The organism is Thalassospira sp. UBA848 (genome assembly GCF_002295455.1).
Classification (GTDB): Bacteria; Pseudomonadota; Alphaproteobacteria; order Rhodospirillales; family Thalassospiraceae; genus Thalassospira.
The window spans coordinates 1-14,855 of record NZ_DBGS01000124.1 but is presented as its reverse complement, the minus strand read 5'-3'; the positions used below and the strand labels follow the sequence as shown (position 1 = coordinate 14,855).

The 14,855-nt window shown below is 55.9% G+C and carries 13 protein-coding genes; 11 read left to right on the top strand and 2 right to left on the bottom strand.

What is annotated here, in order from left to right; genetic code table 11:
* Positions 1-66: 66 nt before the first annotated feature.
* A complete protein-coding gene (gene iadA, locus B2R48_RS17105; RefSeq protein WP_062956935.1) occupies positions 67-1,236 on the bottom strand; it encodes a beta-aspartyl-peptidase in 1,170 nt (389 codons plus the stop codon).
* A gap of 160 nt (positions 1,237-1,396) precedes the next feature.
* Here iadA and B2R48_RS17100 point away from each other — a divergent pair, with 160 nt between their 5' ends.
* The 8 genes from B2R48_RS17100 to B2R48_RS17065 all read left to right on the top strand — a co-directional run bounded on the left by B2R48_RS17100 (position 1,397) and on the right by B2R48_RS17065 (position 9,811).
* Positions 1,397-2,029 carry a LysE family translocator gene (locus tag B2R48_RS17100; protein WP_062956934.1) on the top strand — a complete coding sequence of 211 codons (633 nt, stop codon included), beginning with the start codon at positions 1,397-1,399 and terminating at the stop codon, positions 2,027-2,029.
* Between the two features lie 76 nt (positions 2,030-2,105).
* Complete coding sequence (locus B2R48_RS17095; protein ID WP_297002912.1) at positions 2,106-3,374, top strand: CynX/NimT family MFS transporter; 1,269 nt, start codon at positions 2,106-2,108, stop codon at positions 3,372-3,374.
* A gap of 195 nt (positions 3,375-3,569) precedes the next feature.
* A complete protein-coding gene (gene hemP, locus B2R48_RS17090) occupies positions 3,570-3,737 on the top strand; it encodes a hemin uptake protein HemP (RefSeq protein ID WP_084272143.1) in 168 nt (55 codons plus the stop codon).
* 116 nt (positions 3,738-3,853) lie between these two features.
* Entirely contained in the window at positions 3,854-5,902 is a 2,049-nt protein-coding gene (locus tag B2R48_RS17085; protein ID WP_297002908.1) for a TonB-dependent hemoglobin/transferrin/lactoferrin family receptor, read from the top strand.
* Between the two features lie 58 nt (positions 5,903-5,960).
* The gene (locus B2R48_RS17080; RefSeq protein WP_297002905.1) at positions 5,961-7,043 is read left to right on the top strand and encodes a hemin-degrading factor; all 1,083 of its coding nucleotides are present in this window, start codon (positions 5,961-5,963) and stop codon (positions 7,041-7,043) included.
* Positions 7,044-7,050: 7 nt separating this feature from the next.
* Positions 7,051-7,908 (top strand): heme/hemin ABC transporter substrate-binding protein, encoded by an 858-nt coding sequence (locus B2R48_RS17075; RefSeq protein ID WP_297002903.1) that lies wholly within the window; start codon positions 7,051-7,053, stop codon positions 7,906-7,908.
* A 14-nt stretch (positions 7,909-7,922) separates the two neighbouring features.
* Positions 7,923-8,990, top strand: coding sequence for a FecCD family ABC transporter permease (locus B2R48_RS17070; protein ID WP_297002957.1), 1,068 nt, complete (start codon positions 7,923-7,925; stop codon positions 8,988-8,990).
* The gene (locus B2R48_RS17065; RefSeq protein ID WP_297002900.1) at positions 8,987-9,811 is read left to right on the top strand and encodes a heme ABC transporter ATP-binding protein; all 825 of its coding nucleotides are present in this window, start codon (positions 8,987-8,989) and stop codon (positions 9,809-9,811) included. Before B2R48_RS17070 ends, B2R48_RS17065 begins: the two co-directional genes overlap by 4 nt.
* 13 nt (positions 9,812-9,824) lie before the next feature.
* On the opposite strand, the gene gcvA is transcribed toward B2R48_RS17065, so the two are convergent.
* Positions 9,825-10,757: a transcriptional regulator GcvA gene (gcvA, locus tag B2R48_RS17060; RefSeq protein WP_297002897.1), complete on the bottom strand. Its 933-nt coding sequence runs from the start codon at positions 10,755-10,757 to the stop codon at positions 9,825-9,827.
* A gap of 279 nt (positions 10,758-11,036) precedes the next feature.
* On the opposite strand from gcvA, the gene B2R48_RS17055 reads away from it, so the two are divergent.
* The 3 genes from B2R48_RS17055 to B2R48_RS17045 all read left to right on the top strand — a co-directional run.
* Complete coding sequence (locus B2R48_RS17055; protein ID WP_297002895.1) at positions 11,037-12,224, top strand: NAD(P)/FAD-dependent oxidoreductase; 1,188 nt, start codon at positions 11,037-11,039, stop codon at positions 12,222-12,224.
* Between the two features lie 31 nt (positions 12,225-12,255).
* Positions 12,256-13,572 carry an aspartate aminotransferase family protein gene (locus tag B2R48_RS17050; protein WP_297002893.1) on the top strand — a complete coding sequence of 439 codons (1,317 nt, stop codon included), beginning with the start codon at positions 12,256-12,258 and terminating at the stop codon, positions 13,570-13,572.
* Between the two features lie 60 nt (positions 13,573-13,632).
* Positions 13,633-14,855 (top strand): aldehyde dehydrogenase family protein (locus tag B2R48_RS17045; RefSeq protein ID WP_297002890.1); only part of this gene is annotated, 1,223 nt, incomplete at its 3' end.

Below are 14,855 nucleotides of genomic sequence, written 5' to 3'. Positions count from 1 at the left end.
AACTCATACGGCTTTATGCGCCCAAAAACCGTGTTTTCGCGTTAAGCCAGAGTGGATTAAGCCGTGCTAGGCCTCGAAAGTGCCCCGCAGAAGCCGTTCCTTGCCAATCATGGCCGGTTTTCCGCGTGCAATGACGCTATCAGGGGCCAATGCATCGTCCAGAACAAGGATATCGGCATCATGACCGACCTTGATTTGCCCTTTGCGAGCAGCCAGTCCCAGCATGCGTGCCGGGTTCGTCGTTATCGGGGAAAGGGCGGTTGGGATATCAAGTTTTTCGACTTCAATCAGATCGGCAAATTCGCGCGGGACGGTTTCAAAGCCAGCCACTGAAAGTCCGATCATATTGCCATCAGTATCAAAATCCGGCAGTGACCCGTTGCCATCCGATGTCATGGAAATGCGTTCAAGCGGCACCCCATCGGCCAGGCATTCGGCAATGCTGGTTGATGTTTTTGTTGCCCCCTTGGGGTCGGGTTCGGCGTCAATGCCTGTGGTGAAGTCGATATTGCCGCCACGCTTTGCCCAGAGTTTGGCCGCATCAAGCAAGGCGCGCTTGCGGTTCACATGCGTCGGGATGAATTGGCCAATCGGAATTTCGGTTTGATCGACCACACTCAGTAACGGATCAAAATGCCCGTCGCCATCGCCCAGATGCACGACCACAGACCCGGCCTTGCCCGATGTCATTCCGCCGATGCGAGATTGGGATGCGATGCGGGCCAGCTCGTCAACCGTGCTTTGGCTGCTGCGGTGATCGGAGATTGCCGTTTTCAGACCAATACAGGCATCCAGAAACGTCACGTCATCCCCGATATTGCCGGTCAGTGTCGGGGAGGGCACGCGATAACCGCCCGTGAAGAACCAGGCTGAAATGCCTTCGGTACGAAGCGCCTTGGTCTTGGCGTAAAGCGAGGCAATGTGGCGTGTGGCTGCATCCGTTCCGAGCAAGCCGCAAACGGATGTAATTCCGGCCTCGATCAGTTTGCCAATCGCAACTTCGGGCGTACGTGTGGCAAAGCCACCCTCGCCGCCACCACCAATCAGATGCACATGCCCGTCGATAAAGCCGGGAACGGTCATCTTGCCACCAAGATCAATGGTTTTGAGTTCTGCCGGAACAGAAACAACCAGATCCGGGGCAATGGCGACGATTTTTTCGTCACAGATCAGGATATCGTTGATCCCAAGCGGGGTCGGGGCGAAAACGTTGGCGTTCTTGAGCAACAAAAACATGTTTTAAAACCGTGTTTTACGAAATGCAGAGGTCAGGTGGCGGGGTGGCGCGAAGGCGCATCATAGCGATAGTTCATTTCCGTTGAAACGGTTGTGGCAAGCAGATAGCTTTCGATGATGCCAAGCAGGAACCAAACCTGCGCCACCAAAAGGAAACGTCATGAGCTTCGCTGCCTGGTTGTCGGTTGCAACCATTTGTCTTCTTGGTGCGATGACGCCGGGTCCCAGTCTGGCTGTTGTGTTGCGCTATTCCGTTGGTCATTCCCGTCAGGCTGGCTTTGCCTGCGCACTGGCGCATGGGCTTGGGATCGGCTTTTATGCTGTGATCACCATGACCGGTCTTGGCATCCTGTTTCAGACTGTGCCCGTCTTTCATAATGCTGTCAGCATCCTTGGTGCGTTGTATCTGACCTGGCTTGCCGTTAAGGCGTGGCGCGGTGCAAAGGCAGGTGCAAAGTTTGACGTTGATGGGACGGGGAAAGTAACGGGTTCGACCCTGCAGGCTGCACGCGACGGGTTCATGATCGCGTTTCTCAATCCCAAGATCGCCCTGTTTTTCCTGGCCCTTTTCAGTCAATTTGTCTCGCCCGAATTCGAATGGGCCGGTAAGTTCCTGTTGGCCTTTACCGCAGCTGCTATTGATGCGGCCTGGTATTGCCTTGTGGCGATCGGATTGTCGCATGGGGCTGTACTGCCATGGTTGCGCGATCATGCTACCTGGATCGAACGGATCATTGCCGTTCTGTTTGTCGTAATTGCGCTGCGCGTCTTGTGGGGTGTTGTTGCGGTATAGCTGCAAAACCTTGCGCAATAATGCCTAATTGAAGTTCTGTTCGCGCCACCATCGCGACCCAACACGGATCACCAAAATGACCGACAAACCCGCCCCGCATTCCCCCCCATCTGTCGGCCCATCAGCCAAGACGCCACCGAACGGGAAGCCAGCACCTGATGCCAGCCGCGGTTTTCAGCATCTTGGGGCACATATCGGCTTTTTGCTGGCCATCCTGCTTCTGGCGGCCAACATGCGCGGCAGCATTGTCGGGCTGGGGCCGTTGGCGGAAATCATTGGCACCGACCTGTCGCTTTCGGGAACGCAGCTTGGTTTGTTAACCACGTTGCCGGTTCTGAGCTTTGGGGTGCTGTCGATGTTTGCGCCACGTCTGGGACAGAAGTTCGGTCTGGAAGCGACCCTTCTGACCATGCTGCTGTTCATTGCCATCGGGCAGGGGCTTAGGGCCAGCGGAGCCTATGACGTCATGGTGGTGGGGACCATCATTCTGGGTGCCGCCATTGCGGTCTTGAATGTTCTGACCCCGTCACTGGTAAGGCGCAGCTTCCCGACCCATGTTGCGCTGGTGACCGCCCTTTACACCTTTACCATGTCAAGCGGCGCGACAATTGCAGCATTTGTTTCGATCCCGATCCGAAATGCGGCAGATGGCGATTGGCGCTGGTCGCTTGGTGTTTGGGCGGTGTTTGCCGCCATTGCCTTTGTCTGCTGGTTGCCGATGTTACGCTATCGCCATGTCGGAGCAGCCCCGGCACCGGTTGCGCACATTTCGCTTTGGAAAAACGTCGAAGCCTGGTGGCTGGCCCTGTTCTTTGGTTGCCAGTCGCTGATGTTCTATACTGGCACGGCCTGGGTCGCCAAAGTCTTCATCGATCACGGCATTTCCGAGGCCGAAGCCGCCACGTTGCTAACCCTGTTTAACGTGTTTGGCATTCCGGCCGCCTTTGGCGCGCCGCTGATCTATTCGAAAATCGCCAACAAGAAACTGGCGATGCTGGTTCTTCATGTTCCGTTGATCATCGCCATTCCGGGCTTTGTCTTTGCCACCACCGAGTTGCCTTATGTTTGGGCGGTTTGTATGGGGCTTGGACAAGGCAGCATGATCAGCATCGCCCTAACCCTTGTCGGCATGCGCGGTGCAGATCCACAGACCTCTGCCCGACTGTCAGGCATGGCGCAATCGGTGGGCTATCTGTTTGCCGCCATTGGTCCGGTTTTGTTTGGGGCATTGCATGACCTTCTGGGTGATTGGCAAGTTGCACTTTACTTCCTGTTTGTGGTCGTAGCCGTGCAGCTTTGTGCGTCGATGCGCGCAGGGTCGTCGAAAAAAATCGGTGGTGATTAAGTCGGTCTACTGATTATCCCAGAATTTTTGTCGCTTTCAAAAGGCACCCCGCGCCAAGTCGGGGTGCCTTTTTTACTGGGTGACGTTGATCACCCTTCTTTGTGCCCTGAAGAAATGAACTTGACTTGCATTCGCAACAAACTTATAGACATGCAAATCATTATTAATAACATTCAATTCAACAAGGAGTTTGCGATGTCCGACATCGCAGAAGAACCGGGACATGCAGGAAAGTCTGAAACAGTGAAGCAGATGCAGGTGCATGAACTGATGGGGAATGATCGTGAAGTCATCATTGTTCATCAGGGGGAAGAATACAGATTGCGCCTGACATCAAATAACAAACTGATCCTGACCAAATAGGCGTTCTTTCGCCACCTTACCACACCATTTGCCAGCCAGCGCGCCAGTGCCCTGCACAAGCCAGCCAGCCAGCCGAAATCGGTACAAAGCTACAGCTGCCTAACAGGGGAATCATTATGGTTCGAACCACTTCTGTGCGCCTTCTTCTGGCGACAGTTTCCACATTTGCGCTTAGTGTTGCGGCACACGCTCAGGATTCTGCATCCGAGCCCGCGACCAACACCCAGACTGCCCCAACCCGGAATGCGACGACTGTCGAAACGGCGGTTGTTCTTGATACGGTTACCGTTACCGCCAGCAAGCTGAAAACAACGGCAATCGATACGCCTGCATCAGTCTCCATCGTTAATGAGGAGGACCTTGATCGCTTTCAGCCAGATGGTTTGGGCGACATCCTCAATAGCTTGCCCGGTGTTGAAACCTCTGGCGGGCCGCGCAGCTCGGTACAAATCCCGACCATTCGCGGCCTGACAGATGACCGTGTTGTCGTCCGGATCGACGGTGCGCGTGCCAACCTGCGCAATGGCCACAAGGGCGGGATCTTCATTGACCCGGAAATGCTGAAATCGGTCGAGGTGTATCGCGGTTCGGCATCTACCATGCAGGGCACGGGCGCGCTTGGTGGGGCTGTGACGCTTCAGACTCTTGATGCCAAGGACCTGCTTGAAGGTGATGATCGTATCGGTGCGCGTATCAAGACTGGCTATGCCTCTGTCGATCACAAACTTACCCTGAACAGCACCGCCTATGGCCGACCGACCGAAAACAGTGATGTGCTGGTTGGCATTACGCGAAAAAGCGGCGGCAGCTATGAAAACGGTAGCGGTGAAAAAGAACCCTACACCGATGACGACTATATCAATGGTCTGTTCAAGGGCGGGATCGACTTTAGCGACACCGGTCGTATGCATCTGACTGTGCAACGCTACAGCGATGATCACCGACTCCCTGCTGCACCGGATGGTGCAAGCCTTTCAAACATCGTTGATCGTGAAACCGAACAGCTTACCGGTGTGTTTGGCGCAGAATACTTCAGCCCGAACAATGACCTGATTGATGCGAGTGGTAGCGTTTATGGCATGCGCACCAATCTGGATGAAAAACGCATAACCGACGGTCGTCATGATGAACGCAAGCTTGAGACCCTTGGTATGGAGGGTGCTAATACCTCCCGCTTTGCCTTCGGTGATAATGAACTGGCAGTAACTCTGGGCGGTGAGGTCTTCGAAGATACGCAGGAAGGCCGTCGTAATGGCGAACCGACCCCGGGTTTGTTCCCGGATGCCGATATGCTGATTACCGGTGTCTATCTGGATAACCGGCTGACCCTGATGGAGAATCTGGAGCTTACAGCTGGCATTCGATATGACTCGTTTGATCAATCAGCCTCAGGCCAATCGGATCGCTCGGATGATGCGATTTCACCGCGTTTTTCGGTGGCCTATCGCGTGGCACCTTGGCTGCAGCCTTATGTCAGCTATGCCGAAGCCTTTAATGCCCCGTCCCTGACACAGCTTTATAACGACGGTACCCATTTTGGGAACAACCAGTTCGTTCCCAACCCCAATCTTGAAGCCGAGAAAGCCAAAACGTGGGAACTTGGTGCGAATTTCAAGGCCGATCAGCTGTTTACCAGCCGTGACAGTCTTCGGGCCAAGGTTGCTGTCTTCCAAAACGAGATCACCGACTACATCGAACAAAGTGTGACCGGTGGTTTCAATGGAACCACGACCAGCAGCAACCTGCCAGAGGCGGAGATCAAGGGTTTCGAAGCCGAAGTCAACTATGACACCGGTTTGCTGTTTAGCAGTGTTGCGATGTCGGTTTTGCGCGGTGAGAACAGCGAGACTGGTGAAAACCTGTCCAACATCCAGGGCGACAAGCTGAGCCTGTCGGGTGGCTATCGCCTGATGGATTACGGGCTGGAACTTGGCGGGCGTGCCATCATGGTCGCTGAACAGGATCGCGTTCCGGACGATACGGCAAACCGGGGCGGCTATACCCGTCTTGATCTTTTTGCGCGTTGGGATGCCAGCGACCATGTCGACGGCCTGCAGGTCAATGCCGGCATCGACAACCTGCTTGATCAGACCTACCGCACCAGTGACGCGATCATCTATGAGCCGGGTCGCAACTTCAAAGTTTCCGCAAGCATGAAATTCTAAACCGGGTCGGACGGTGCGTTACCCCGCGCCGTCCGTTGTGTACGGAGGACAAAACGCCATGACCGATAACAATTCACACAATTTCACGACTGCCACCGAAGCCTGGACCGCCTTTGCTGCGGGTGAGGCCAAGGGATATGCCGTTGATATCGCCGCCGAACTGGGCTTAAGCGAGGGTGAGCTGGTTGCCGCTGGCATCGGCACCAACGTTGTGCGGCTTGATGCCGATTGGGGTGACTTCATACCCCGTCTGGAAGAACTGGGGCAGGTCAAGATCCTGACGCGCAATCCCAGTGTCGTGCACGAAAAGATCGGGACTTTTGGCAAGATCAGCATCAATGGCGAGATGGGTCTGGTGCTTAATCATGATGTTGATTTGCGCCTGTTTCTTGGCCATTGGGGCCATGCGTTTGCGGTTGAAACCGACAACCCGCGTGCCGGGCGTCGCCGCAGTTTCCAGATTTTCGACCATGACGGGCGCGCCGTTCACAAGATTTTCCTGACGGATCAGTCCGATGAAGCCGCCTATGACAAACTGATTAGCGATTTCAAGGCTGATAACCAGTTGCCGGGGATCGAGGTCCTGCCGCCGCTACCCAAAGCCGTGACACTTCCTGATCAGGAAGTTGATGTTGAAAACCTTCGTGCGCATTGGCGCCGAATGACGGACGTCCATCAATATCACGGGATGCTCAAGGACTTTAATGTTGGCCGTCAGCAAGGCATGCGTCTGGCGGGCCCGGAGTTTGCCGAACGGTTAAGTAGCGATGCGTTGAAGGTCCTGCTTGAAAAGGCATCGGAAAGTGGTATTTCGATCATGGTATTTGTCGGCAATAGCGGTGCCATTCAGATCCATACCGGTCCGATCAAGACCATTCGCGAAATGGGCGAGTGGATCAACATCATGGACCCGACCTTTACCCTGCATCTGCGTATGGATCAGATTTTCGAAGCATGGATTGTACGCAAACCGATCCGCGAGGGGATGGTGACCACCATCGAGCTGTATGACCGCGATTTGAACAATTTCGCGATCTTCTGTGGCGAGCGCAAACGCAAGGACCCGGAAAACCCGGATTGGCAGAAACTGGCCGAAAGCCTGCCGCGTCTGGAAAACACCATGGCAGCAGTGGCGGAGTAACCAAGCCATGCGTCATTTCACCGGATTTATCCTGAGCATCATCGGGGTCTTCGGGCTGTGCGTGCCCGCATTTGCCGATGGTGCGCCCAAACGTGTGATCACTGTCGGGGCGCCAGCAACCGAGATCGTCTTTGCCCTTGGCGCTGGCGATAGTGTGATTGCGACCGATACCACAAGCACCCGGCCCGACCCGGTGCCTGATCTGCCAAAAGTTGGTTATATGCGCAATCTGGCATCCGAGGGCATTATCGGCCTGAACCCTGATTTGATTGTCGCGGTTGAGAAATCAGGGCCGGATGTCGTGCTCGGCGAACTGAGTGATCTCGGCATTCCGATTGTGATCCTGCCGTCGCTGGCAAAGATGGAAAACCTGCCGGATGCGATTGCGATGACGGGAGATGCCCTGAGTAAGCCTGATACGGCAAAAACGCTTTCTGATCGCGTGCGGGATGACCTTGCACAATTGCAGGGTAATGACAGCGCTGATCGCCCAAGCATCGTGTTCCTGATGGCGGTTGGTCATGGCAAACCGATGTCGGCGGGGCAGGAAACCACGGCGGATGAAATCATCACCATGATCGGCGGGATGAACAGCATGGCGGGCTTTGATGGTTTCAAACCCGTCTCGCCCGAGGTGATTGCATCGGACGCATCCGATTATGTGTTGGTAACCCGGTCGACGATTGATCAGCTGGGCGGGCTTGATGGCCTTCAGGCCCATCCGATCCTTGGCCTGAACAAGGCCGTGGCGAATGGTCGGGTGCTTACCATTTCTGCATCGACCATTCTTGGTTTTGGTCCGTCATCGGCCAAAGAAATCCGATATCTTGCGGCCCATCTTCGGGCCATCGAACAGGGGTCGTGATCGCTGTGAAACAAATGGTCACCGCATTGCAATTGCAGTTGCCGCTCAACCGTTCGGTGCTGTTTCTGGTGCTTTTGATGATTGGGCTCTGTGCTGCCACCGTAATGTCACTTGGCATGGGCGGGGTAGAGATTTCGGTCAGGGATGTGTTTGTCCATCTTGGGCAACGCATCGGCGTTGCAGAGGTCGGCATTGACGCCTTTGATGCCCGCATTCTTGATAGCCTGCGTTTGCCACGGATCATGCGTGCGATCATTATTGGCGCAGGTCTCGGGCTTGCCGGGGCAGTGATGCAAAGCCTGTTTCGCAATCCGATTGCCGATCCCGGGATTATCGGTGTTTCGGCCAGTGCCGCCTTTGGTGCGGTTAGCATGATTGTGGCAGGCCACCTGATACTTGGTGGCTATTACGCGGCTTTCGGGCCCTATGGAGTGCCGGTTGCGGCCTTTGGCGGTGCGGTTTTGGCGACTGTCCTGATCAGCATTCTGTCACGTCAGGATGGCCGGACCGATGCGGCAATCATGTTGCTGATCGGTGTTGCGATCAATGCCATTGCCTTTGCCGGTGTGGGTGTCTTTACCTATATGGCCGACGATGCCCAGTTGCGCAGCCTGACCTTCTGGCAGATGGGCGCACTTTCGGGCAATGGTGCGACTGATCTGCCCGCCCTGATGGTGATGGTCCTTGGAATCGCCTGCCTGATCCGGCTTGGAACTCCGCTTAATCTTTTCTTGCTGGGCGAGGCTGAAGCACGCCATCTGGGGGTTGAGGTCGAACATCTGAAACGTCGCGCCACGGTGATTACGGCCCTTGTCGTCGGGGCGGCGGTGGCAGTTTCAGGGATTATCGGTTTCGTCGGGTTGGTGGCCCCGCATCTGGTGCGTTTGGCAACCGGCCCAGATAACCGTTATGTCCTTCCGGCATCGGCGATGGGCGGGGCGATCATTCTGACAGCGGCAGACGCGGTGGCACGTATCATCGTCCTTCCGGCAGAACTGCCCATCGGGCTGGTCACCGGCATTGTCGGTGGCCCGTTTTTCCTGGGGTTATTGATCGTTGAAAAGAAAAGGCGTCGCCTATGACCCTGATGGCGCATAAGGCGGATTTCAAGGCACGTGGGCGTTACCTGCTGCGTGATGTCTCCATCGCAGTCGAGCCGGGTGAGGTTCTTGCCATTCTTGGTCCGAACGGGGCAGGGAAGTCCACCTTGCTGAAGGTTTTGGCAGGTGAACTTGCGCCAAGTGGCGGCAAGGTGTTTCAGAATGGCCTGCCCCTTTCGACCATTTCGGCGCTTGATTTGGCGCAGGAACGCGCGGTGATGCCGCAGGCGGCCTCGATGACCTTCCCGTTCACGGTGTTTGATGTTGTCGCACTGGGCCGTGCCCCGTATCGCAAGGTTTCAACGCGCCAGTTTGATCAGAAACAAGTTATTCGTGCGATCAAGCTTGCCGATATCACCCATCTGGCGGATCGAGCCTATCCGGCCCTGTCAGGTGGGGAAAAACAACGCGTCCATCTGGCACGTGCGCTGGTTCAGCTTTGGGGCATGAAGGATGCCAATCAGACCCACGGTGCAAGCGATGGCTCAATACCTGCTGCGCGGTTCCTATTGCTGGATGAGCCGACGGCTGGTCTTGATGTGGCGCATCAACATGCGGTCTTGTCCCTTGCCCGGCGGGAGGCAAAAGAATGCGGCGTCGGGGTCCTGATGATCCTGCATGATTTCAATCAGGTCCTGAGCTATGCCGATCAGGTCGCTGTCCTTAGTGCAGGCGAAGTCGTCGCGCAGGGATCGGTATCAGACGTCATGACACCGGACTTGCTGTCATCAGTTTTCAAAAGCCGAATCCGGTCAATTCATGACCCGGCGGGCGGAGTCGTTTTGATCAGTCAATCCGCCTGACTTCAGGCGGATATCAGGCGGCGGTGCCCGACGGTATGGCACGATCATCCTGTTCGGTGCGGCACGTCGCAATCAGCCAGTCGCGAAATGCGCGGACCGCAAAGTTGTTTTCCTTTTCCTTGGGATAAACCACGTAATAGGCATGCTGGTTGGGGATCGACACATCAAAGGGTGCGACCAGACGCCCGCTTTCAAGTTCTTCACGCACCAGAAATTCCGGCAAAAGCGCCAGCCCAAGGCCTGCGACAGCGGCCTGAATAACCATATGGAAATGCTCAAACCGGGGGCCGGCCAGTTCATCGACCACGGCAACGCCGGTGGCCGCAAGCCAGTCCTGCCAGGCGCGTGGACGGGTGGAATGCTGCAACAGGGTGCAATTGCGCACGCGTTCGCGGGCAATCGGCAGATCGTCATTTTCCTTAAGCAGCTTGGGCGCACAGACCGCAATCAGGGTTTCCCCCATCAAACGGTGGGTCACGCAGCCCGGCAGGTTGTCTTCACCAAAATGAATGGCGATATCAATACCCTCGCGGTCGAAATTGAACTCCCGCGTCTGGGTAATGAGATTAAGCTGAATGTCAGGCCAGGTTGCCTTGAAGTCACCAAGACGCGGCACAAGCCAGCGTGCGCCAAAGGTCGGTAGCGTCCCGACATTGAGCATCCCGCCCGCATCGGAATAGGCCATGACCTGAAGCGTGGCGGCCTCTGCCCGATCCAGAAGGTCACGCACCTGTGCGGCATAGGCTTCGCCGGCCGCTGTCAGTTTCAGGCGTTTCTTCACGCGGCGAAAAAGATCACGTCCCAGATATTCCTCAAGCCCACGGATCTGTCGGCTGATTGCGCTTTGCGTCACGTTTAGTTCCTCTGCCGCGCGGGTGAAAGACAGATGTCGGGCCGAACTTTCAAAGAATTGCAGGGCAGTAAGGGATGGCAAGACGCGGCGCATGGCAAAACCAGTTCATAACAAAACGGAATGATATGGTGCGAATATATCGTTTGTTTGCTGTGCAGCCAAGGCGTACGGTTTTAAACGGTTCAAAGCCCCCTCGCGCCACCCCAAGAAGCGTTTGGGCCGAAAGCCATCTGCGCTGGAATGCTGTTACTTTGGAATGTTTTGGAAGGATAGCTCCACCTTTCATTCGGTAACGGTTTCCGGCGCAACATTGCAAATCACCGGGCCATCAAGGGCCGGACGACAACAAACTGCATCGGGTAGAAGGCAACAATGGGTTCTGTTGACGAAAATTATGATGTGATCATCGTCGGTGGTGCGGTTATCGGCAGTTCCATCGCATGGCATTTAACGGGCCGTGATGACTTCAAGGGCCGGGTTCTGGTGATTGAAAAGGACTCGACCTATGAATTCTGTTCGACGGCCCTTTCAGCTGCGTCGATCCGCCAGCAATTCTCGACCCCGATCAATATTGAAATGTCGGCCTATGGCATTCAGTTCCTGCGCAATCTGAACCGCGACCTTGACCCGGAAGTCGACATTGCCCTGCATGAAAAGGGCTATCTCATTCTGGCCACCGATCAGGGCCGCGATATCCTGCGCCATAACCATGCGACCCAGACCGAATTTGGCGGTGACATCATCTGGATGGAGCCCGATGATTTGGCCGCGAAATATCCATGGATGAATACATCTGATCTGGCGGCCGGTTGCTGGGGACGCACGGGCGAAGGCTGGTTTGATGCTTATTCCCTGATGCAGTCTTTCCGTAAACAGGCGCGCCGTCGCGGTGCCGATTACATTGACGGCGAAGTCATCGAGGTCCTGCGCGACGGCGATCAGGTTACGGGTGTGGTTCTGAAAGACGGTCGTCGTTTTGGCTGTGGTCAGCTTGTCAACGCAGCGGGCACGGGTGGATCAAAGGTCGCTCGGATGGCGGGTCTTGAGATTCCAGTCGAGCCACGCAAACGCTGCATCTTTGTGTTTGATTGCCGGGATGCGCAAGACATCAACGCATCCTGCCCGATGCTGATTGATCCAAGTGGTCTTTATGTCCGCCCGGAAGGCGAATTCTTCATTACCGGCATCGCCCCGCCCAAGGATCGCGATCCGGAATGCTGGGATTTCGATGTCGATCACAGCCTGTTTGACGACATCATCTGGCCGGGCCTGTATGAGCGGTGCGAGCGGTTTGAGGCGATCAAAGTCATCAATGCCTGGGCGGGTCACTATTCATATAACCTGCTGGATCAGAACGCGATTCTGGGCCGTCATACGGATGTTAAAAACTTTATCTTTGCCAACGGGTTCTCGGGCCATGGCCTGCAACAAAGCCCGGCGGTCGGTCGTGGCATTGCCGAACTGATCGCGACAAACGGGTATGAAACCCTTGATCTGTCGGTGTTCGGCTATGAGCGCATCCGTGACAAGGCCCCGGTGTTTGAACTGAACGTTATCTAAATCATCAACAAAAAGGTCGGAGCAGCCCCACATGCCCCGTGACGAAAACACCAAACCAGCCCAAGACAGCATGCAGATCCGCGACCGTGCGACCATGTCTGTGTCTGCCGGCGTACGTAACGTGCATCCGGTCTATCTTGATCGTGCGCTGAATGCAGAGGCATGGGATGTCGAAGGCACACGCTATATCGATTTCATTGGCGGCATCGGGGTTTTGACTGTCGGGCATCGCAACCCGGTGGTGATGGACCGCGTTGCCGCCCAGTGCGCACGGTTTACCCACAGCTGTTATAACGCGTTGCCCCACGAACCCTATGTCGCGGTGACCGAATGGCTGGCAGCAAACTGTCCGATTGAAGGCCCGGCAAAATCCATGCTGACCAATTCCGGGGCAGAGTCGATGGAAAATGCGCTGAAGCTTGCGCGCGCCTTTACCGGCCGCACCGGCGTGATCGCCTTTGAAGGCGGCTTTCATGGTCGAACCTTGGCCACCCTTGCACTGACGGGTAAAACCAAACCGTATAAAACCGGGCTTGGCCCATTGCCGGGGCCGGTTTGGCATCTGCCATATCCTTGCCCTGAAACCGGTGTATCTGTTGATGATGCGATGGCCGCCATCGCCAAACTGTTTGCCGTTTCCGCCGATCCGGCATCGGTGGGCGCTGTGGTGATTGAACCTGTTCAGGGCGAAGGCGGTTTTCGTGCTGTGGATGGCGAATTTCTGATCGCGCTGCGTCGGCTGTGTGATGAAAACGGCATGGTTCTGATTGCCGATGAAATCCAGTCGGGCTTTGCCAGAACTGGTAAGATGTTTGCCATTGAGCATGCCGGTGTTGCGCCCGATATCCTTGTTATGGGCAAGGGCATTGGCGGGGGCTTTCCGCTGGCCGCCATCACCGGTGCCGAGGATGTCATGAATGCGCTGGCCCCGGGCGGGCTTGGCGGTACTTATTCCGGCAATCCGGTGGCGTGTGCGGCAGCGACCGGCGTGTTTGAGGTTCTGGAAACCGACAAGCTTACCGCCCGTGCCAAACAGCTTGGTGAAAAATACGCCACCCATATCGCATGGCTGCGCGATCTGCCCGGCGGGCATGTGATCGGCAACATGCGCGGGATTGGCGCGATGCGTGCCTTTGAATTGATTGCAGATGACGGCAAACCGTCACCCAAACGTCTGCAAACCTTGTTGCAACTGGCTCGCGTAAACGGGCTATTGTTAATGCCAAGTGGTGAGCACGCCAATGTGGTGCGCCTGCTGGCACCTTTGACCATTCCGTTTGATCAGGTTGATGAGGCCTTTGCCATCATCGCCAAACTGCTGCCAAAAGTAGCCGATATCAAGGATTGAACAGAGATCGAATTTGCCGGTGATCCGCGCCGGAAAGTTTAAAACGAAGGGAGTTTTACTGTGAGCTACAAATCCATTCTGACCGAACTTGGTCTGTCCGAAGCAGAGATTGCCAACGGCACGCTCAGTGTCCAGACCCCGGTTGACGGTTCGGAATTCGCAAGTGTTACCGAAACAACCGCCGCCGAGATGACCGATGTCATCGGCAATGCCAAAAAGGCATTTGGCGCATGGCGTCAGGTTCCCGGTCCGCGCCGTGGCGAACTGGTGCGTCTTCTGGGCGAAGAACTGCGTGCGGCCAAGGAACCGCTGGGCCGTCTGGTGTCGCTTGAATGCGGCAAGATCTATCAGGAAGGTCTTGGCGAAGTTCAGGAAATGATTGATATCTGCGACTTTGCGCTTGGCCTGTCGCGTCAGCTTTATGGTCTGACCATTGCGTCCGAACGTCCGGGCCACAAAATGATGGAAAACTGGCATCCGCTGGGTGTTGCTGGCCTGATCACCGCGTTCAACTTCCCGGTTGCACCTTGGGCATGGAACACAGCCCTTGCACTGGCGTGTGGTAACGCCGTGATCTGGAAACCGTCGGAAAAAACCCCGGTCACAGCCTTGGCTTGCCAGAAGATCCTCGAAAAGGCGATTGCCAAGTTTGGTGATGCGCCGGCCAACCTGCATCAGGTTGTTGTGGGTGATCGTGAAATCGGTGAAATCATGACCGACAGTCGCGACATTTCGTTGATTTCGGCGACCGGTTCAACCCGCATGGGCCGTGAAGTAGCCCCGCGCGTTGCCCAGCGCTTTGGCCGCACAATTCTTGAGCTTGGCGGCAACAACGCCATGATCGTGACGCCGTCGGCCGATCTGGACATGACTGTGCGTGCGGTTGTGTTCTCCGCTGTCGGGACCTGTGGTCAGCGTTGCACCAGCTTGCGTCGCCTGATTGTTCACAAGGACGTCAAGGATCAGTTGCTGCCGAAAATCATCGCGGCGTACAAGTCGGTTTCGATCGGCGATCCGCTGGCTGATGGCACCCTTGTTGGTCCGCTGATCGATGAAGAAGCCTACACCAACATGCAGACCGCCCTTGCCAATGCCAAGAAAGACGGTGGCACCGTGCATGGTGGCGAACGCACCCTGGAATCGGAATACCCGAACGCGTTCTATGTCACGCCTTCGGTTGTTGAAATGCCGGGTCAGACCGACACTGTGAAGCACGAGACCTTCGCACCGATCCTTTATGTCATGACCTACGAGACGCTTGAAGAAGCCATCGCGCTTCAGAA